Source organism: Aeromonas sp. R6-1 (assembly GCF_040908165.1).
Classification (GTDB): domain Bacteria; phylum Pseudomonadota; class Gammaproteobacteria; order Enterobacterales; family Aeromonadaceae; genus Aeromonas; species Aeromonas caviae.
Genome location: NZ_JBFODF010000038.1, coordinates 32,127 through 50,115, shown reverse-complemented (window position 1 = coordinate 50,115; position 17,989 = coordinate 32,127). Strand labels below are relative to the sequence as shown.

At 64.0% G+C, this 17,989-nt stretch carries 20 protein-coding genes; 10 read left to right on the top strand and 10 right to left on the bottom strand.

Annotated elements, in window-relative coordinates:
- Positions 1–36: 36 nt before the first annotated feature.
- Both rmuC and AB5Y68_RS11085 read right to left on the bottom strand, forming a co-directional pair.
- A complete protein-coding gene (gene rmuC, locus AB5Y68_RS11090) occupies positions 37–1,359 on the bottom strand; it encodes a DNA recombination protein RmuC (protein WP_368207155.1) in 1,323 nt (440 codons plus the stop codon).
- Positions 1,356–1,571, bottom strand: coding sequence for a hypothetical protein (locus tag AB5Y68_RS11085; protein ID WP_010672501.1), 216 nt, complete (start codon positions 1,569–1,571; stop codon positions 1,356–1,358). Before AB5Y68_RS11085 ends, rmuC begins: the two co-directional genes overlap by 4 nt.
- A gap of 137 nt (positions 1,572–1,708) precedes the next feature.
- Here AB5Y68_RS11085 and AB5Y68_RS11080 point away from each other — a divergent pair, with 137 nt between their 5' ends.
- On the top strand, positions 1,709–2,221 hold the full coding sequence (locus tag AB5Y68_RS11080; protein WP_010672500.1) for a ferredoxin-type protein NapF: 513 nt from the start codon (positions 1,709–1,711) through the stop codon (positions 2,219–2,221).
- Between the two features lie 52 nt (positions 2,222–2,273).
- On the opposite strand, the gene AB5Y68_RS11075 is transcribed toward AB5Y68_RS11080, so the two are convergent.
- The 6 genes from AB5Y68_RS11075 to AB5Y68_RS11050 form a co-directional block, all read right to left on the bottom strand.
- Positions 2,274–2,726 (bottom strand): Rrf2 family transcriptional regulator, encoded by a 453-nt coding sequence (locus tag AB5Y68_RS11075; RefSeq protein ID WP_010672499.1) that lies wholly within the window; start codon positions 2,724–2,726, stop codon positions 2,274–2,276.
- Positions 2,727–3,001: 275 nt separating this feature from the next.
- Positions 3,002–3,841 carry a PfkB family carbohydrate kinase gene (locus AB5Y68_RS11070; protein WP_010672498.1) on the bottom strand — a complete coding sequence of 280 codons (840 nt, stop codon included), beginning with the start codon at positions 3,839–3,841 and terminating at the stop codon, positions 3,002–3,004.
- 60 nt (positions 3,842–3,901) lie between these two features.
- On the bottom strand, positions 3,902–4,873 hold the full coding sequence (locus tag AB5Y68_RS11065; RefSeq protein ID WP_029313477.1) for a LysR substrate-binding domain-containing protein: 972 nt from the start codon (positions 4,871–4,873) through the stop codon (positions 3,902–3,904).
- Positions 4,874–5,026: 153 nt separating this feature from the next.
- The gene (locus AB5Y68_RS11060) at positions 5,027–5,755 is read right to left on the bottom strand and encodes a glutamine amidotransferase (RefSeq protein WP_010672496.1); all 729 of its coding nucleotides are present in this window, start codon (positions 5,753–5,755) and stop codon (positions 5,027–5,029) included.
- An 83-nt stretch (positions 5,756–5,838) separates the two neighbouring features.
- On the bottom strand, positions 5,839–7,335 hold the full coding sequence (locus AB5Y68_RS11055; protein ID WP_039039524.1) for a CoA-acylating methylmalonate-semialdehyde dehydrogenase: 1,497 nt from the start codon (positions 7,333–7,335) through the stop codon (positions 5,839–5,841).
- Between the two features lie 98 nt (positions 7,336–7,433).
- On the bottom strand, positions 7,434–8,762 hold the full coding sequence (locus AB5Y68_RS11050; protein ID WP_039039525.1) for an aspartate aminotransferase family protein: 1,329 nt from the start codon (positions 8,760–8,762) through the stop codon (positions 7,434–7,436).
- A gap of 171 nt (positions 8,763–8,933) precedes the next feature.
- Here AB5Y68_RS11050 and AB5Y68_RS11045 point away from each other — a divergent pair, with 171 nt between their 5' ends.
- From AB5Y68_RS11045 to AB5Y68_RS11020, 6 genes are all read left to right on the top strand, one after another.
- On the top strand, positions 8,934–9,476 hold the full coding sequence (locus tag AB5Y68_RS11045) for a cupin domain-containing protein (RefSeq protein WP_010672493.1): 543 nt from the start codon (positions 8,934–8,936) through the stop codon (positions 9,474–9,476).
- A 251-nt stretch (positions 9,477–9,727) separates the two neighbouring features.
- A complete protein-coding gene (locus AB5Y68_RS11040; RefSeq protein ID WP_039039526.1) occupies positions 9,728–11,224 on the top strand; it encodes an aldehyde dehydrogenase in 1,497 nt (498 codons plus the stop codon).
- 125 nt (positions 11,225–11,349) lie between these two features.
- Positions 11,350–11,523 (top strand): hypothetical protein, encoded by a 174-nt coding sequence (locus AB5Y68_RS11035; RefSeq protein WP_010672491.1) that lies wholly within the window; start codon positions 11,350–11,352, stop codon positions 11,521–11,523.
- Positions 11,524–11,645: 122 nt separating this feature from the next.
- Entirely contained in the window at positions 11,646–12,542 is an 897-nt protein-coding gene (rarD, locus tag AB5Y68_RS11030; protein ID WP_039039527.1) for an EamA family transporter RarD, read from the top strand.
- 56 nt (positions 12,543–12,598) lie between these two features.
- Complete coding sequence (locus AB5Y68_RS11025; RefSeq protein ID WP_010672489.1) at positions 12,599–13,402, top strand: AraC family transcriptional regulator; 804 nt, start codon at positions 12,599–12,601, stop codon at positions 13,400–13,402.
- Positions 13,403–13,487: 85 nt separating this feature from the next.
- Positions 13,488–14,126 carry a LysE family translocator gene (locus tag AB5Y68_RS11020; protein WP_039039528.1) on the top strand — a complete coding sequence of 213 codons (639 nt, stop codon included), beginning with the start codon at positions 13,488–13,490 and terminating at the stop codon, positions 14,124–14,126.
- A gap of 53 nt (positions 14,127–14,179) precedes the next feature.
- On the opposite strand, the gene AB5Y68_RS11015 is transcribed toward AB5Y68_RS11020, so the two are convergent.
- Both AB5Y68_RS11015 and eamB read right to left on the bottom strand, forming a co-directional pair.
- Positions 14,180–14,845 carry a chromophore lyase CpcT/CpeT gene (locus tag AB5Y68_RS11015; RefSeq protein ID WP_039039529.1) on the bottom strand — a complete coding sequence of 222 codons (666 nt, stop codon included), beginning with the start codon at positions 14,843–14,845 and terminating at the stop codon, positions 14,180–14,182.
- A 142-nt stretch (positions 14,846–14,987) separates the two neighbouring features.
- Entirely contained in the window at positions 14,988–15,575 is a 588-nt protein-coding gene (gene eamB / locus AB5Y68_RS11010; RefSeq protein WP_039039530.1) for a cysteine/O-acetylserine transporter, read from the bottom strand.
- A 104-nt stretch (positions 15,576–15,679) separates the two neighbouring features.
- Here eamB and AB5Y68_RS11005 point away from each other — a divergent pair, with 104 nt between their 5' ends.
- From AB5Y68_RS11005 to AB5Y68_RS10995, 3 genes are all read left to right on the top strand, one after another.
- Complete coding sequence (locus AB5Y68_RS11005; protein WP_080769943.1) at positions 15,680–16,627, top strand: LysR family transcriptional regulator; 948 nt, start codon at positions 15,680–15,682, stop codon at positions 16,625–16,627.
- A 92-nt stretch (positions 16,628–16,719) separates the two neighbouring features.
- On the top strand, positions 16,720–17,169 hold the full coding sequence (locus AB5Y68_RS11000) for an SRPBCC family protein (protein ID WP_039039531.1): 450 nt from the start codon (positions 16,720–16,722) through the stop codon (positions 17,167–17,169).
- A 127-nt stretch (positions 17,170–17,296) separates the two neighbouring features.
- Positions 17,297–17,953, top strand: a complete 657-nt coding sequence (locus AB5Y68_RS10995) for a DUF3313 domain-containing protein (protein ID WP_039039532.1) — start codon at positions 17,297–17,299, stop codon at positions 17,951–17,953.
- Positions 17,954–17,989 lie beyond the last annotated feature (36 nt).

Sequence of the window (17,989 nt, the reverse complement as noted above, 5' to 3'; positions counted from 1 at the left end):
TGCCCTTTTCGTTGTCCCGGCGAATGACGACTCCCCTCAGTCCGCCGACTCCTCCCGCTCCAGCGCCCGGTCCACCAGCGCGTCCGGCAAGGGCTTGGTCACCTCGACCCCCAGCTCGCGAAAGCGCTCGGCCTGGGCGATCAGGTTGCCACGACCGTTGACCAGCCGCCCCATCGCCTTGTCGTAGCTCTCCTGCGCCTTGTGCAGGCTGCCCCCCATCTGCTGCATCTCCTCCACGAACAGCCGCAGCTTCTCGTAGAGGCGGCCGGCCCGCTCCGCTATCTGGCGCGAGTTCTGGTTCTGCCGCTCGTAGCGCCACAGGTTCTCTATGGTGCGCAGCGCCACCATCAGGTTGGTAGGGCTCACCAGCAGGATGTTGTGTTCCAGCCCGTAGCGCACCAGGGAAGGGTCCGCTTCCAGGGCAGCGAGGAAGGCAGGCTCCACCGCCACGAACATCAGCACATAGTCCAGGGTGCGCACCCCGGGCAACTGCTGGTAATCCTTGCGGCCCAGCTCGCGGATATGGTTGCGCACCGAGGCGACGTGCTCCTTGAGCGCCACCGCCTTCTCCAGATCGTCAGCGGCGTTGTACCAGCGCTCATAGGCGGTCAGCGACACCTTGGCGTCGATGATGATGTCCTTTTCCTGGGGCAGGTGGACGATGACGTCGGGCTGGTAGCGCTTGCCCTTGTCCACCTCGATGTTGACCTGGGTGTGGTACTCATGCCCCTCGCGCAGGCCGCACTCGGAGAGGATCCGCGCCAGCACCACCTCCCCCCAGTTGCCCTGCTGCTTGCTGTCGCCCTTGAGGGCCCGGGTCAGCGCCGCCGCCTCTTCGGTCATGCGGGCGTTGAGCTCGGCAAGGCGCTCCAGCTCGAACTTGAGGTTGTGGCGCTGGGCCGTCTCCTGGGCGTGGGTCTCTCCCACCTGGCGGCGAAAGCCCTCGAGCTGCTCCTTGAGTGGAGTGAGCAGGAGATCCATGCTGTTCTGATTCAGTTCGCGGAAGTTTCCAGCATTTTGTTCAAAGATACGATTGGCGAGGTTCTCGAACTGCTGGCTGAGGCGCTGTTCAGCCTCTTGCTGCAACTGCAACTTCTCGGCGCTGGCGATGCGCTCGCTGCGCAGGGTCGCCTCGGCTTCCTTGAGACGGGCGGTGAGCTTGAGCAGCAGGGTCTGCTGCTGATCCAGCTTCTGCTGAGCCAGCATCTTCTCGTCCTGCAGCGCGTCCCAGCGGTCCTGCAACCCCTGATAACGCTCCTCCAGCAGCAGCGCCTCTTCACGGCCGCTGCGTCGCCCCCACCACCAGCCGAACAGCAGCGCCAGCCCACCAACCAGCATGGCAGGCCACCGCGGGGTCATCGACGCCCCCGCTGGCGCAGGAAGAGTTCGAGATAGCGGTTGAGCAGCAACCAGATCAGCACATAGAGCAGATAGGCCGCCAGCACCACCCACTTGTGGCTGTTGACCCCGGTATCCAGTTCACTGAACTCGATACCCTTGAGATGGCAGTAGGCCCACATCAGCAGGGGGAAGACATAGAGCAGAGAAGCACGCCACAGAAATAGCCACATGAGTTCATTCAATCCCGCAAAAAGACCCGCCTAGCTTACACAAGGGCAACCCGGCTTGCGATCCTGCCCGCCGCTATTCTCTGGCTTGCCGGCCTAAAACTGGATAAAATTAACCCCTAATAGGTATAGAGGTGGGCATGACGCATTTTTTCTGTCGCTGGCTGGCACACGCATGGGGGAGCCCCCGCAGACCCGAGGTGGTCTGCCATGAGGCACGCCCGCCCTGGGCCATCGACGAGTCCCAGTTCCTCACCCTCTGCACCCGTTGTGGCGACTGCTTCAAGGCGTGTCCCAACGGCCTCATCAAGCCCGCCGATCGCCCCGAATATGACGGCAGCCCCATCGCCGGTACCCCAGTGCTGGATCTCGCCTGTGGCCAGTGCAGCTATTGCGGCAGCTGCGCCAGAGCCTGCCCCACGGGCGCACTGGATCTCTGCCTCGGCCGTCAGGTGCAGACCCGGGTCAGGATAGAGGCGAGCTGCCAGGCCCGTCAGGGCTACTACTGCCTGCTGTGTGAAGATGCCTGCCCCCAGCAGGCGATCAAGGTCGGCAGCGAGGGAGTAACCGTCAACATGGCCGCCTGCGATGGCTGCGGCGCTTGCGGCCTCGCCTGTCTGCACGGTGCCATCACCCTTGTGCCCCAGCTCTGACCGCTGGCAATGACAGAGGGGCCCGCAGGCCCCTCTGTCATTCACCGTGGCATCATGCCATGGTCAGAATATTATCCTGCTCTATGCCGAGAAGGTGGCACAGACGAGTGGGATCCCGCACCGCATCCGCCAAAGTGTACTCCCCCAGTACCTCCAGGAAGGCGTGCATGGCGCGGCGTAGAATGCCCTGGATGCGGCAGCCCCCGGAGAGACGGCAGTTTTCGCGCTTGCAGTCCACCGGGCAGAGCACGTGCTCCATGTCCATCACCACATCGCGCAGGTTGATGGAGACGGCGGCACGGCCGAGGCGGATGCCCCCATGCTTGCCACGCACCGTCTCGATGTAACCCTTGATGCCGAGCTGATGCACTATCTTGACCACGTGATTGCGGGAGATGGCGAAGGTGTCGGCCACTTCCGTGATGGTCGACAGGCGATCACCGGGCTGGATGGCCAGGAAGGTCAGGGTACGCAGGGCGTAGTCGGTAAATCGTGTCAGTTGCATGGTCGCACTTGCCTCTTACTACAAGCCAGAAATCAGGACGACAGCCGGTGGCCAAAGAGGGGGTCTGCACATGCGTGTGCACGGGATGGGCTTCTTCGACCGAGTCGTGAAGTCACAAGGGTAAGAGCAGCCCGGGCGGGTGTCGACGAAGATGTACATAAATCGACACTTTCTTTGATTGATCGCAAACTTGCCGCCTCAGCGAGGGGTTTTGGCGGTTTCCGTCGACAAACCCCCACCTCCTCTGCCATCGCCGGAGCCGTTGTCCGGCGAGTTCAGTGGGGCTGTTTCAGCCAGTTGCGCAGCGCCTGGGAGGGGATGGAGCTCTCGGAAGCCACCGCGAAGGCGCCCCAGTCTACGGCGCACTGCAACGCATCGGCCATGGCCATGCCCCGCGCAAGACCGTGGATGAGGCCGCCCGCGAAGGCATCCCCCGCCCCCGTGGTATCCACCACGGAGACCGGTCGCGCCGCCACCCTGACCTGCTCCTCCCCGTGAATGGCCACGGCGCCCGCCTTGCCCTCGGTCAGCACCAGCCATTCGAGCTGATCCCCCGCGAGCTGGCGGGCATGCTGCCAGGGGTCGCTCACCTCGCCGAGATCGGAGCGGGAGGCCACCAGCACGTGGCAGGGGCGGCGGGCCTGCCCCCCCTTGGGATACTGGGCCACCACGAAACTCTTGGCGAGCATCTGGCGCATGTAGCCCACGATGGCGGTGCCCGGATAGTTCACATAGAGACAGTCCACCCCTTCGGTCGGCAGATCCCCCGGCAGATCCGGACGACGTGGGCGCCTGAGGATGGTGCGCTCACCGGTGGCGTCCACCAGCACCAGCAGCTCGCCGGTCTCGCCGCCAAAGCGTTCCACATGGCTGCAATCCAGGCCGTATGAGGCCGCCTGCTCCAGCAGCCAGTCACCGGTGTCGTCCAGTCCGACCCGGGAGGCGATGATCACCTCGTGCCCCGCCCACACCAATCCGATGCCGGTATTGGCGGCGCCGCCGCCGAGCCTGCGCCCCTGATCCACGTATTGCAGCCGCGCCCCCGCCACCAGGGGTTCGGCCAGGGAGAGCACATGATCACAGTTGAGATTGGCGAGCAGCAGGATGCGGGACATGGAAACCTCGGCGGGAGGAGGCCGGCCCCCCGGGGTGCCGGCACAGAAACGGAAGCGGGATCAGTAGACGGGCAGCTCCACCCCTGACAACAGCTCGTCGATGCGCGCCTGGGTCGGCTGCTGCATCACGTTCTGGATCATCTCCTTGGTGAGATGGGGGGAGAAGGAGCTGATGAAGTCATACATGTAGTTCTGCAAGAGGATGCTCTTGCTGAAGCAGATCTGGGCCGGGCAGGGCTCGAACAGGTGCTCCAGATTGATGGCCACGAGGCCGGGGGCATCGCTATCGTTGGCAACCAGGGAGGAGATGATGCCGATACCAAAGCCCAGTTCCACGTAGCGCTTGATGACGCCGGCATCCATCACCGTCATGTAGTAGTTGGGGGTGAGGCCGGCAGCCTGGAACACCTTGTCCTGCACCTGACGCCCGGTGGCGCCGCTCTCGTAGCTCAGGATGGGATACTGGCAGAGCTGCTCCAGGGTCGGCTTCTTCACCTTGGCCAGGGGGTGCTCCTGGGGCACCACCAGGGAGAGGGTCCAGAGGTAGGCGGGCAGCGCGATCAGCTCCTTGTCGAAGCCTATCTCGTGGGCCACGATGGAAAAATCCGAGTATCCCTTGCTGATCTGTTCCTTGGTGGCGGACATCACAGGATGCAGGTGGAATGAGATCTTGGGGTACTTTTTGGTGAAGTAGGTGACGCTTTTCGGCAGCAGGTAGCGGGCGATGGTGTGGGTGGTGTGGATGTTGAGGGTGCCCACGGTCGGATCCAGGTACTCCCGGGAGATGGCCTTGATCTTGCTCTCGATATTGAGCATGGCCTCGGCACACTTGATGATCTCCTCCCCCACCGGGGTAATCCGGTGCAGGTGCTTGCCGCGGCGCTCGAAGATGCGCACCCCCAGCTCGCTCTCCAGCAAGCCGATCTGCTTGCTCACCCCAGGCTGGCTGGTATAGAGCGCATCGGAGGCAACGGAGACGTTGAGATTGTGGTCCCGCACCGCGATCAGATACTTCAACTGCTGTAGTTTCAAGGTTGCCCCCTCACAGACTGACGCGGCGCTCGTCGATGGACTAGGCCGCCAAAAATGGCGGCCAGTGTATCATCCGGACTGGGCATATCGCCGCTTGATCCTTCATTTTGCTACAAAATCTAGCATCAGCGCGGTGGATATGACAAACGGGGTTCAGCGCGCGTCGGCCCCGATCGGCAGGATGCCGAGGAACTGCAGCAGCCACTGCATCATGGTGGCGGAATCCACCTCCCCTTCCAGGGAAGAGAGACTGCTCTGGTAATGCGCATCGGGCAGCCTGTCCCGTCGCCGCTCGATCAGGGCCCGGTTGTACGCCACCGAGAATTCCGGGTGCCCCTGGATGGCGACGATGTGATCCCCCTGCAGGAACATGAAGTTGGGGCAGAAGTCGTTGCCCGCGAGCAGGGTCGCCCCCGGCGGAAGCTGCTCCACCTGATCCTGGTGGCTTGCCAGGATGCGGATGGTGTCCAGCCCCGGCGCCATCCAGGGTTTTGTCGTCTGCATGGCATGGACCGACACCCCCAGCCCCCACCCCTTGGTGGACTTCATCACCTCCCCTCCCAGCGCCTGGGCGATCACCTGATGGCCGAAGCAGACCCCGGCCAGCTTGACGTTGGCATCGTGGGCCCGGCGGATCCAGTCGCGCAGCGCCAGGATCCAGGGGATGTCGCTGTAGGCATCGTGACGCGAGCCGGTGATGAGCCAGGCATCGCATTCGGTCAGATCCGGGGGCAGATCGCCGTCGAGGGCGGACCAGACCCGAAATTCCAGCTCGGGGGCCAACGCCCGGAAACCCTTGATAAACATCTCGGAGTAAACGGGACCAAAATCCCCCACCAAATCGGGGTCCAGCCGGTCACAATCGAGAATACCCAGTCGCATCTGTTACTCCTTGACAGAAGCGCCCCCGCAGACCGGCGGCCTGCGGGGGCAAGAGATTAAAGCCATGGCAGCGAGCCGGTGGCTCACTTCATGGTCGGCATGGAAAACTCGGCGCCGGCGCGCAGGCTCTGGGGCCAGCGGGCGGTCACCGTCTTCATCCGGGTGTAGAAGCGCACCCCATCCGGCCCGTGCATGTTGAGCGGCCCGAAGATGGACCGTTTCCAGCCACCGAAGCTGTGAAACGCCATGGGCACCGGAATGGGAACGTTCACCCCTACCATACCGACCTGAACCCGCGTGGTGAAGTCCCTTGCGGTATCTCCGTCACCGGTGAAGATGGCGGTGCCGTTGCCGTACTCGTGTTCGTTGATGAGGCGCAGGGCCGTCTCGTAGTCCGGGGCCCGCACGATGGCGAGTACGGGACCGAAGATCTCCTCCCGGTAGATGCGCATCTCGGGGCCGACCCGATCGAACAGGCTGCCCCCGATGAAGTAGCCCTCGCCATGGCTCAGGCCCCGGCCATCCACCACCAGCTCGGCCCCCTCGGCCACCCCCTGATCCACGTAGCCGCGCACCTTGGCCAGGTGTTCCCGGCTGATGAGGGGCCCCATCTCGTTCTCCGGGCTCTGGCCGAGGCCGGGGCCGACCCGCAGGGCAGCCACCAGGGGAGAGAGCTTCGCCACCAGGGCATCGGCGGTCTCGTCACCCACCACCACGGCCACCGAGATCGCCATGCAACGCTCGCCCGCTGCGCCATAGGCGGCCCCCATCAGGGCGGAAACCGCCTGATCCAGATTGGCATCCGGCATGACCACCATGTGGTTCTTGGCGCCGCCCAGGGCCTGCACCCGCTTGCCGTGGGCCGAGGCGGTGGCATAGATGTACTGGGCGATGGGGGTGGAGCCGACAAACGACACGGCACCGACCCGCGGGTCGGTCAGCAGCACGTCCACCACCTCCTTGTCGCCGTTGACCACATTGAGCACCCCGTCCGGCAGGCCCGCCTGCTTGAGCAGTTCGGCCATGCGCAGAGAGAGGGACGGATCCTTCTCCGAGGGCTTGAGGATGAAGGTGTTGCCGCAGGCCAGGGCCACCGGGAACATCCAGAGCGGCACCATGGCCGGGAAGTTGAACGGGGTGATGCCGGCGCATACCCCCACCGGCTGCATCATGGAGTGGCTGTCCACCCCGCGGCCCACGTTGAGGGAGTGCTCCCCCTTGAGCAGATGGGGAATGCCGCAGGCAAACTCCACCACCTCCAGCCCCCGGGTCAGCTCCCCCTGGGCGTCGGAGAAGACCTTGCCGTGCTCGCGGCTGATGAGCTGGGCCAGCTCATCCCTGTGCTGCTCCATCAGCTCCTTGAAGCGAAACAGCACCCGGGCCCGCACCAGCGGCGGGGTCTGGGACCACTCCCCAAAGGCGCGCTCGGCGCAGGCAATCGCCTCGGCACACTCATCGGCCGTGCTGAGAACGACGGAGCCCTGCTGCTGGCCGGTGGCCGGATTGAAGATGGCACCGAAACGCTCGCTGCGACTCTCGGTCGTCTCGCCGTCGATGAAGTTGTCGATCCTGTAACTCATAAATCCTCCGTGATGGGTCATCCGTCCTCCCCTCGCCGCGCCGGGGCAGCACAGGGGGATGACGCCCGGGACGAGCGCCATCCTGTGTGATGTGGGGGTCAGTCCTGGGCCTGCAGGGCGTCCTGCAGCAGGGTGAAGAGATCGTCGATCTGGCTGCGCTCGATGATGAGGGGCGGCGAAAGGGCGATGATGTCGCCGGTCACCCGGATCAGCGCCCCCTTCTCGAAACAGCGCACGAACACCTCGTAGGCCCGCTTGCCCGGCGCATCGGGCATGGGTTCGAGCTCAATGCCCGCCACCAGGCCGTAGTTGCGCACGTCTTTCACGTGCTTGCAGCCCTTGAGGGAATGGGCCGCCTCCTCCCAGTAGCCCGCCAGCTCGGCCGCCCGGGTCAGCAGATTTTCGTTGCGATAGATCTCGAGGGTCGCCAGACCCGCCGCCGCCGCCACCGGGTGGCCCGAGTAGGTGTAGCCGTGGAACAGCTCGATGGCCCCCTTGCCCGCCGCCATCATGTCGTCATAGATATGGTTTTGCACCAGCACGGCCCCCATGGGGATGGCGCCGTTGGTGAGCCCCTTGGCGCAGGTGATCATGTCGGGGATGACGTCGAACTCCTGGGCGGCGAAGGGGGAGCCGAGGCGGCCGAAACCGGTGATCACCTCGTCAAAAATCAGCAGGATGCCGTGTTTGGTACAGATCTCCCGCAGCCGCTTGAGATAGCCCTTGGGGGGCATGATGACCCCGGTGCTGCCGGCGATGGGCTCGACGATGACCGCCGCGATGTTGCTGGCGTCGTGCAGGAAGACAATCTTCTCCAGTTCATCGGCCAGGGTGAGGTCTTCTGCTGGCAATCCCTTGGTGAACGCATTTTTCCCTATATTGAGGGTGTGGGGCAGATGATCCACCCCGGTCAGCAGGGAGCCGAACCACTTGCGGTTGCCGGGAATGCCCCCCACCGAGATGCCGCCAAAACCCACCCCGTGGTAGCCGCGCTCGCGGCCGATGAGCCGGGTACGGGTCCCCTGGCCGCGAGCCCGCTGCCAGGCCAGCGCAATCTTGAGCGCGGTGTCCACGGACTCCGATCCGGAGTTGGTATAGAAGACGTGACCGAATCCCTTGGGGGCGATCTCCACCAGCCGGTTGGCCAGCTCGAACGGCAGGGGGTGGCCCATCTGGAAGGTGGGGGCAAAATCGAGGTGGGAGATCTGCTGGGAGACCGCCTCGGCGATCTCACGCCGACCATGGCCTGCGTTGCAACACCAGAGTCCGGCAGTGCCATCCAGTATCTTGCGGCCATCCTCTGAGTGATAATACATCCCCTCTGCCGACTTCAGGATGCGCGGCGCCGCCTTGAACTGCTGGTTGGCGGTGAACGGCATCCAGAATGCGGACATGTCGGGGGTATTGATGTCGCTGACAGGTTTCATGGTCACCTCATCCTTAAGGCGTTTAGTAACACCCGGCTCATGCCTATTAAATTAAACACCTGAATCCATAAAAAAGGGCTTTTATCGCCCGGCTTGGTGTCACCCCTCAGGGGTGGTATAAGATATTTAACACAATTTTAATAATAGTAAACAGTCAAGGAGTGTCTATCGATGGATATCGGTCACCGCCTCAAGGCGGTTCGCACCAAGGCGGCCCTCTCCCAGCGCGAGCTGGCAAAACGCTCCGGTGTGACCAACGGCTTTATCTCCCAGATCGAGAAAAATCAGGTGAGCCCCTCGGTGGCCTCCCTGCGCAAGGTGCTGGAAGGCATCCCCATGTCATTGGCCAGCTTCTTCACCGACGAGACGGAGATGGATTCCGAGGTGATCTTCCGTGCGGACGACATGCCGGATCTCGGCACCCACCCCATCAGCTACCGTCTGGTGGGTCACAGCCGCGCCAACCGCGCCATCGGCATGATGCAGGAGATACTGCCCCCGGGCGCCGACACCGGTGACGACATGCTGAGTCACGAAGGGGAAGAGTGCGGCATCGTCATCCGGGGTCAGGTGGAAGTCACCGTGGGCGAGCAGGTTCACCTGCTGGCACCGGGGGATGGCTACTACTTCGACAGCCGCACTCCCCACCGTTTTCGCAACGTGGGGGATCAGGAGTGCGTGCTGATCTCGGCCAACACGCCCGCCAGCTTCTGACGGGCCTTCTCCCGGAACAGCCCGCCGGGATCCCCCCCTGCCCGGCCCGGGGATCAGGCCCGCGACACGGGCTCCCGCCCCGCCGCGCGACCCCCGACACCACAGGCCAGGGCGCCCGGTGTGACCCGCCGTTGGCCCGGGTTGTTCGGGAACAGTGTTTAATGAATTGTTACAAGATGGATTTACAAGCGGCAGGATGTTTAGCATATTGATACGCGGAGACTGACTTTCTGCCGGTTCAAGGAGTGAACATGAGTGACCTGACCCTGGCCCAGTGGCAACACAAGGCCGCCCATCTGACCCTGCCCTCGCAAGCCTTTATCGACGGCACCTACCGGGATGCCGTCAACGGCGCCACCTTCGATTGCATCAACCCGGCCAACGGCCAACTGCTGACCAGGGTCGCCTCCTGCGACGCCGCCGATGCCGAGCTGGCGGTCAAGGCGGCCCGTGCCGCCTTCGACGACAAGCGCTGGTGCGGCCTCTCTCCCAAGCAGCGCAAGCTCATCATGCAGCGCTTCGCCGAGCTGATGCGCCTGAACCTGGTGGAGCTGGCACTGCTGGAGTCGCTGGATATGGGCAAGCCCATCGGCGACGCCATGGGGTATGACGCCCCCGCCGCCGCGAACTGCATCGCCTGGAACGCCGAGGCGATAGACAAGATCTACGATCAGGTCGCCCCGGTGGAAGAGTCCGCCCTGGCCCTGGTGACCCGGGAGCCCCTCGGTGTCGTGGCTGCCATCGTGCCCTGGAACTTCCCCCTGGTGATGGCCTGCTGGAAGCTGGGCCCGGCGCTCGCCACCGGCAACTCGGTGATCCTCAAACCCTCCGAGAAATCCCCCCTCACCGCCCTGCGCATCGCGGGTCTGGCGAAAGAGGCGGGCATCCCCGACGGCGTCTTCAACGTGCTGCCGGGCTTTGGTCACACCGTGGGCGAGGCGCTGGCCATGCACATGGACGTCGACTGCATCACCTTCACCGGCTCCACCAAAATCGGCAAGCATCTGGTGCAGTGCTCCGGCAAGTCCAACCTCAAGCGCGCCTTTATGGAGTGCGGCGGCAAGAGCCCCAACATCGTGCTGGCGGATGCACCGGATCTGGATGCCGCCGCCAGAAGCGCCGTCGGCGCCATCTTCTACAACCAGGGGGAAGTGTGCACCGCCGCCTCCCGCCTGCTGGTGCAAAACAGCATCAAGCCCCAGTTCATGGAGCGGCTGCTGGCCCACGCCCGCGAATGGATCTCGGCCAACCCGCTCGACCCCACCACCCGCATCGGCGCCATGGTGGACCACATCCAGATGGAGCAGGTGCTCAACTACATCGCCATCGGCCAGCAGGAGGGCGCCAAGCTGCTGCTGGGGGGCAAGCGCACCCAGCCCGAGGAGGGCGGCTACTACATCGAACCCACCATCTTTGACGACGTGACCCCGACGATGCGCATCTTCCGCGAGGAGATCTTCGGCCCCGTGCTGGCGGTGACCGGCTTCGACACCCTGGAAGAGGCCATCGCCCTTGGCAACGACACCGACTACGGCCTGGCGGCCGCCATCTGGACGGCGGATCTCAACCAGGCGGTGAAGGGCTCCCGCGCCCTGCGCGCCGGCACCGTCTTCGTCAACAACTGGGATGGCGGCGACATGACCATGCCGTTTGGCGGCTTCAAGCAGTCCGGCAACGGGCGCGACAAGTCCCTGCACGCCCTGGAGAAGTACACCGAGCTGAAAAGCACCTGGATCCAGCTCGAATAACGTCATAAATGACGCTTATCAACAAAACAGGGGGGAGAAATCCCCCTTTCTCATTTTTACTCTTTTATCCCCTCGCTCAATCGATATAATCGTCAAATAGCAAGCCATTAAATTTAAAGATAAAAATGCTGTTTTTTCTGGGAAGTGTACTGTTTCTGGTGGTGGGACTGCCGCTGTTGTTCTTCGTGCTGGGTCAGGGGGAAGCCTATGTCACCTGGGGCCCCTGGATCTCCGCCATCGCCCTCATGCTGTGGCTGCTGATGGACGTGGAGAAGATCCGCCGCGGGGGCGGTCGCTGAAGTCGCTCCTGCTGTTAAAATCCCGTCAGACCCATTTATTGTCTTCTTTCCCTGCAAAAGGATCGCTACACTGACTTTTTGCGATGTTTCCCGACATCCGCACTCCAGTGAAGGTTATCCGCATGCAACAACAGATCCAGCGCCAGGGCGTCCTCTATGCCCTCGGCGCCTACACCCTTTGGGGCCTGGCACCCATCTACTTCAAGTCCCTCTCCGCCGTGCCGGCCGCCGAGATCCTGACCCACCGCATGATCTGGTCCTGCGCCCTGCTGATGGTGCTGGTGCTGCTCGGACGCCAGTGGCACAAGGTGCAGGCGGTGCTGCGCCAGCCCAAGGTGCTGCTCACCCTGGCCTTCACCTCCGTCACCGTCGGCGGCAACTGGCTGCTGTTCATCTGGGCCATCAACAACGGCCACATGCTGGATGCGAGCCTGGGCTACTACATCAACCCTCTGTTCAACGTGCTGCTCGGCATGGTGTTTCTGAGCGAGAAGCTGCGCCGCCTGCAGTGGTGGGCGGTAGGGCTCGCCTTTGTCGGTGTCGCCGTCCAGCTCATCGCCTTCGGTTCCCTGCCCTGGATAGCCCTGGTGCTGGCCTCGAGCTTCGCCATCTACGGCCTCATTCGCAAGAAACTGGCCCTGGACGCCCTCACCGGCCTGCTCATCGAGACCCTGATCATGCTGCCGCCAGCCGCCTTCTATCTGTGGGGCATCGCCGACAGCCCCACCAGCCACCTCACCCAGAATGACTGGCACCTGAACCTGCTGCTCATCGCCGCGGGCGCCGTCACCACGGCCCCCCTGCTCTGCTTCACCGCGGCGGCCACCCGGCTCAAGCTCTCCACCCTGGGCTTCTTCCAGTACATAGGCCCCAGCCTGATGTTCATCCTGGCGGTGACCCTGTATGGCGAGGCGCTGGCGCTGGACAAGATGATCACCTTTGGCTGCATCTGGAGCGCCCTGGTGCTGTTCAGCCTGGATGGCCTGCGCAGCGGCAAGCGGCGCCAGGAGGTCGGCTGAGGCGCCAGCGCAATAATCTACAAGCCACGGGGCCGCTTTCGGGGTATCAATAGGGGATGAACGCACCCCAATCCCGCATCCACTACTGGCAATCCCGGCTGCTGCCGGGGGTTGAACTCTCCCACTCCCACCACAGGGAGTTCAGCTATGGCCGCCACGTGCATCTGGACTACCACATCGGTCTGGTGCAGCGGGGCGGCCAGAAGTTCATCCACAAGGGGAACAGCCACAACCTGGTGCGCGGCGAACTCTCCACCGTCAACCCGGACGAGATGCACGACGGCCTAAGCCTGCTGCCGGAAGGGTACGAAGTGCGGGTCTTCTCCATCGCCCCCGAGCAGCTGGCCCGCTGGCTGCCGGAGCACCCCGAGCCCTTTTTCCACCAGGGATTGCAGAGCCGCCCCGACCTCTATCAGGGCTTTGCCCGACTGCACATGCACCTGGACGGCCCAGCCCCCGACGGCCTGCTGGCGGAGAGCCAGTTGCTGGCCCTGCTGGGCGAACTGTTCCGGCTCGCCCCCGAGCGCCACGCCCTGGCGGATCCCCAGCTCAGGTTCCTGCGCGACCATCTGCTGGCCCGGCTGGACGAGCGCCACACCCTGGAGGACCTGGCCGCCCTGTTCGGGCTGGATCGCTTCGCCTTCCTCCGTCAGTTCAAGAAGAAGACCGGCATGACCCCCTATGCCTGGCTCAAGCGGCTACGCCTCGAACAGGGCAAGCGCCTGCTCGGCAGCGGTCTGCCGGTGAGCGAGGTGGCACTGGCGGTGGGCTTCTTCGATCAGAGCCACTTCCACCACGGTTTCCGTCAGGCCTTCGGGCTCACCCCGGCGGAGTATCGCCAGCAGATGCTGCCCGCCTGAATCACCGCTGCTGCAATCTTTTACAATCTCCCGTCCCCCGTCCTGCCCCATGCTGTCACCTCCATACCGCTGTCGGAGGTCTTTTATGTTCACCAGCCTGTTTCTGACCCTGGGTCTCGTCCACCTCGTCGCCCTGGCGAGCCCGGGCCCGGATTTCGCACTCATCCTGCGCACCAGCCTGCACAGGCCCACCGCCCTCGGAGCGGCCCTTGGCATCGCCCTTGCCATCCTGCTCCACGCCACCCTCAGTCTCACCGGCATCAGCCTGCTGATCGCAAGCCAGCCCTGGCTCTTTCTCACCGTGAAACTGGTGGGTGCCCTCTATCTGGGCTGGCTGGGCTGGGGGGCGCTGAAAGCGGCCTGGCAGGGAAGCGGGGATCTGGCGCTGCGCGCCGGAGGCGAGCGGCCGGGCTGGCGCAAGGGGGTGAAGAGCGGGCTGGCCACCAATCTGCTCAACCCCAAGGCGATGCTGTTCTTCATGGGGCTGCTGGCCGCCATGGTGACACCCCAGGTGGATGGCCTGACCCGGGGATTGCTGATCCTGGAGCTGTTCCTGCTCTCCCTCGTCTGGTTCAGCGCCCTGGCCTGGAGCCTCTCCACCCCCCGCGCCCAGCACCTGCTCGGCCGCATCCAGCGCCCGCTCAACCTGATGACGGGCCTGCTGTTTGGCGCGGTCAGCCTCTCCATCCTGGTGGATCTGCAAGGGCACTGGCCGGCGGCCTGACCGGCACGTCCTTGTTGGCGGCAAGCAGGGAGGGGCCTTGACGGACGGCGCGACTACTCCCCGCGCCGCATCCCCTTGCGCAGGTAGACGTAACCCTCCCCCGGGCTGCCCCAGCGCTGATGGGCGCCGTTGTCATAGGCCCTGTCCAGCAACCGGACGCTGTCCGGGCCGATCCAGAGGTACTGCACCAGGGTGGTGGCACCGCCAAAATCGGTGGCGCAATGCCCGACCCGGGTCTGTCCCTTGTACTCCCCGCCCGGCTGGCGGGTCAGCCAGATCTCGCACCCTGCGCGCAGGGAGAGTTGCTGGGGGGTGAGGGAGTCAAGCAGCTCGGGCCGACGCCAGGCGCCGGCAAAATCCGTGGCCCTCGGCATGGTCAGTTCAGCCATCAGGATGCGGCCATCGGGCAGGGAGGAGAAGCGGTAGATGCGCTGGCGAAACGGCCGCTGCGCCCGCTCGGTCAGAAACTGCTCCGCATAGACCCAGCGAAAGGGGCCCTCCCCGGGCCAGATCTCCACCAGCCGCAGCTCGGCACTGGTGAAGCGGGCATCGAAGGTGGCCTGCTCCTGGCTGGAAAACTCCCCCGAGAACCAGGAGAGCAGGGGCTCCAGCCTCCCCTGCGTGGCATGGGGGCCGGGGGCCGTCACGAAGGGGACGGGCGCCGCCCAGATCAGGCTGGCGTAAAACAGCCCCAGCAGGGCCGCCATCAGCTGTGTCATCGAATCCTTCCGAGTCGCTTGCATGGCGGCGATTATATGAGCGAACGGTGACAATAACCTCTATCTTGATCAACTCCTTGAAGAGAAAACGAAAAATCCTCTCTGCAGGCGAAAGGAGGCGACGCCCCCGGCCTGCGTTCCGTCAGATCAGCATCCGAAGCGCACAGTAAACCAACAAGCCCGCCAGCGTCAGGTTCAGAATGCGGCCGTGGCGCTGGAACAGGGGCTGCAGCAGATGACCCGCCAGGGCCCAGCAGAGGTTCCCCAGCGTGCCGATCAGCGCCAGCAGCAGGCTGACGCCCAGCACCCAGACGAATTCTGTGGTGTGGGGCAACACGAAGGTGGAGAGCGCCGTGATGCCGTATAGGATGATCTTCACGTTCACGAACTGCAGCCAGAAGCTGGTCCAGAAGCCGGGCAAGGCTCCATCTGTGCTCGACAGGTTGGAGCCGCTGGCCGCAATGCGCCAGGCCAGCCAGAGCACATAAGCCGCCCCGGCCCAGCTGAGCCAGCCAACCAGCGCGGGGGAGAGGCTGATGAGGGTGAAGGTGAACAGGGCACACAGCAGCATGATCAGCAGGAAGCCCGCACTCATGCCCGCCAGCACCCGGCTACTGCGGCGCAGACCATGCTGATTGGCGGCGCTCAGAGCCAGTATGTTGTTCGGTCCCGGCGTCATGGCCGTGATCAGGGTGTAAGTCAAAAATGCGCTGACAAGGGTCGTGGTCATGGTGTTTCTCCAAATGGGAGTGATACCTTAACGCGGCCATTGGCATCAAAAAATCGAATGTTTTAGCATTCTAAATTCAACCATTTCGATGAATTGGAGTCCCCATGGATTTGCGACGTCTCATTACCCTCAAGACGGTGATCGAGGAGGGCTCCTTCGTGAAGGCATCCCGCAAGCTCTGCTGCACCCAGTCGACGGTAACCTTCCATATCCAGCAGTTGGAGCAGGAACTTTCGCTACAACTGTTCGAAAAAATAGGGCGTCGCATGTGCCTGACCAAGGCCGGACAGAACATCATGCCGCATGTGCACGAGATGATCCGGGTGATGTCGGGTCTGCGCCAGGCGGCGCAGCAGGACGCCGAGCCGAGCGGCGAGCTCAGGGTCGCCATCGGCGAAACTCTGCTGGCCTACAAGATGCCGGCGGTGCTCGAGCGCTTCAAGCGGCTGGCTCCCGGGGTCCGACTGTCGCTCCGGTCCCTGAACTGCTACGTCATTCGCGATGCGCTGCTGGCGGACGAGGCCGATCTCGGTATCTTCTATCGGGTCGGCAACGATGCCGCCCTGCTGATGGAGAGCTTTGGCGAGCAACCCCTGGTGCTGGTAGCTTCCCCCGCCCTCAGCGGTGATATCGACTTCACCCGCCCGGATCAGCACCTGCCGGTCAGCTTCATCATCAACGAACCCCAGTGCATCTTCCGTCAGATTTTCGAGAGCACATTACGCCAGCGAGCCATCACTCTGGACGGCACCATAGAGCTGTGGAGCATAGAGAGCATCAAGCGCTGCGTGGCCAGCAACCTCGGCGTCTCCTTCCTGCCCCGCTTCGCCGTCGAGCGGGAGCTGAGTTCGGGGGAGCTGCAGGAGCTGCCCTTCTCCCCCACGCCCCTCGTCATCACGGCCCTGTGCGCCCACCACGCCAGCAAGTTTGTCAGCCCCGCCATGCGGGTGTTTATGGAGTGCGTGCAGACGTGCCTGACAGAGGAGGAGCCGCCAGCGGCAAATGCGGCCGCTCATGGCGACCAGGACGCGCGCCGCCTGATGACAACCTAGCCCTTCAATGGGAGCGCCACCACTCCTGACCCTCGGTTGTCCTTCCCCCGAGCGACTATCCTTGCTCGGATACAACCGAGAAGGAACCCAAGATGAGCACAGGAACAGTCACTCTGCATCGCGTACTCAAGGCCCCGCCACAGCGGGTATACCAGGCCTTTATCGAGCCGGACGCCCTGGCCAAATGGCTGCCCCCCCATGGCTTCACCTGCAAGGTGGCGGCGCTGGATGCCAGGGTCGGCGGCCAGTTCAGGATGTCGTTCACCCACTTCGCCAGCGGCCACACCCACGCCTTCGGCGGCGAGTATCTCGTGCTGGAGCCGGGCAAGCGCATCCGCTACACCGACCGCTTCGACGACCCCAACCTGCCGGGGGAGATGCAGGTCACCATCACCCTCACCCAGGTGCTGTGCGGCACCGATCTCGCCATCGAACAGGCGGGTATTCCGGCGGTCATCCCGGTGGAGATGTGCTACCTCGGCTGGCAGGAGTCCCTGATGCAGCTCGCCACCCTGGTGGAGCCCGAGATCCCCGCCGAGTGACCCGACACGGGGGCACCCCCGGTGGCCCCCGCACAGATACCCCTTGTGAGAGAGGGGCCTGATCAGGTATCTCTGTGGGCAGGGCGGGCTGCGTTCTTGCAGCGACCATCCACCGCCAGGAGCCCCCATGAAACGAGTCTTGATGATGACCATGGCTGCCGCCCTGCTGGGCGGGTGCGCCGTGAAGAACCAGGTCACCCACAGCCTGCAGGCGATTCCGCTGACGGCCTTCCAGCAGAGTGAAAGCAACCCCAACCAGCGCATCTACAAGGAGCCCGGCGTGGATCTGCGCCAGTACCACGCGGTACTGCTCGACCCCTTGCAATTCATCCGCCAGGAGAACGGCCAGTGGTATCTGCTGACCGCCAACGAGCAGAACGAGATCGGCCGCTACTACCACGCCACCTTCCAGCGGGAGCTGATGAGCCACGGCGTCAAGATGGCTACCGAACCCGGTCCCGGCGTGATGCGGGTGCAGGCGGCCATCACCAACTTCGACCTGACCCGGCCCGACCCCAAGCTGCGGGATCTGCTGCCCGCAAAGATCGCCATCAACGTCACCCGCGAGGTAATAGGCAAGGAGCCCTATCTGCTCAAGGTGGGCAGCATGGCCCAGTTGCTCGACGCCCAGAGCGGCAAGCTGCTGGTGCGGGTGATGGACGCTCGCGAGAGCCCGGACACCACCCACAAGGATTCCCCCATCACCGCCGAGGAGATGGAGAAGATGATCGATCAGTGGGCCGCAAGTCGCGCCAAACAACTGGCCGACAACCTGGGGCGCTGAGCCGGGCCGAAAACGACAAAGCCTGCCAGGGGGCAG

Excerpts from the sequence above, each read along its gene's own strand:
- rmuC (WP_368207155.1), bottom strand. The coding sequence starts at position 1,359 with ATGACCCCGCGGTGGCCTGCCATGCTGGTTGGTGGGCTGGCGCTGCTG.
- AB5Y68_RS11085 (WP_010672501.1), bottom strand. The coding sequence starts at position 1,571 with ATGTGGCTATTTCTGTGGCGTGCTTCTCTGCTCTATGTCTTCCCCCTG.
- AB5Y68_RS11080 (WP_010672500.1), top strand. The coding sequence starts at position 1,709 with ATGACGCATTTTTTCTGTCGCTGGCTGGCACACGCATGGGGGAGCCCC.
- AB5Y68_RS11075 (WP_010672499.1), bottom strand. The coding sequence starts at position 2,726 with ATGCAACTGACACGATTTACCGACTACGCCCTGCGTACCCTGACCTTC.
- AB5Y68_RS11070 (WP_010672498.1), bottom strand. The coding sequence starts at position 3,841 with ATGTCCCGCATCCTGCTGCTCGCCAATCTCAACTGTGATCATGTGCTC.
- AB5Y68_RS11060 (WP_010672496.1), bottom strand. The coding sequence starts at position 5,755 with ATGCGACTGGGTATTCTCGATTGTGACCGGCTGGACCCCGATTTGGTG.
- AB5Y68_RS11055 (WP_039039524.1), bottom strand. The coding sequence starts at position 7,335 with ATGAGTTACAGGATCGACAACTTCATCGACGGCGAGACGACCGAGAGT.
- AB5Y68_RS11050 (WP_039039525.1), bottom strand. The coding sequence starts at position 8,762 with ATGAAACCTGTCAGCGACATCAATACCCCCGACATGTCCGCATTCTGG.
- AB5Y68_RS11045 (WP_010672493.1), top strand. The coding sequence starts at position 8,934 with ATGGATATCGGTCACCGCCTCAAGGCGGTTCGCACCAAGGCGGCCCTC.
- AB5Y68_RS11040 (WP_039039526.1), top strand. The coding sequence starts at position 9,728 with ATGAGTGACCTGACCCTGGCCCAGTGGCAACACAAGGCCGCCCATCTG.
- AB5Y68_RS11035 (WP_010672491.1), top strand. The coding sequence starts at position 11,350 with ATGCTGTTTTTTCTGGGAAGTGTACTGTTTCTGGTGGTGGGACTGCCG.
- rarD (WP_039039527.1), top strand. The coding sequence starts at position 11,646 with ATGCAACAACAGATCCAGCGCCAGGGCGTCCTCTATGCCCTCGGCGCC.
- AB5Y68_RS11025 (WP_010672489.1), top strand. The coding sequence starts at position 12,599 with ATGAACGCACCCCAATCCCGCATCCACTACTGGCAATCCCGGCTGCTG.
- AB5Y68_RS11020 (WP_039039528.1), top strand. The coding sequence starts at position 13,488 with ATGTTCACCAGCCTGTTTCTGACCCTGGGTCTCGTCCACCTCGTCGCC.
- AB5Y68_RS11015 (WP_039039529.1), bottom strand. The coding sequence starts at position 14,845 with ATGACACAGCTGATGGCGGCCCTGCTGGGGCTGTTTTACGCCAGCCTG.
- eamB (WP_039039530.1), bottom strand. The coding sequence starts at position 15,575 with ATGACCACGACCCTTGTCAGCGCATTTTTGACTTACACCCTGATCACG.
- AB5Y68_RS11005 (WP_080769943.1), top strand. The coding sequence starts at position 15,680 with ATGGATTTGCGACGTCTCATTACCCTCAAGACGGTGATCGAGGAGGGC.
- AB5Y68_RS11000 (WP_039039531.1), top strand. The coding sequence starts at position 16,720 with ATGAGCACAGGAACAGTCACTCTGCATCGCGTACTCAAGGCCCCGCCA.
- AB5Y68_RS10995 (WP_039039532.1), top strand. The coding sequence starts at position 17,297 with ATGAAACGAGTCTTGATGATGACCATGGCTGCCGCCCTGCTGGGCGGG.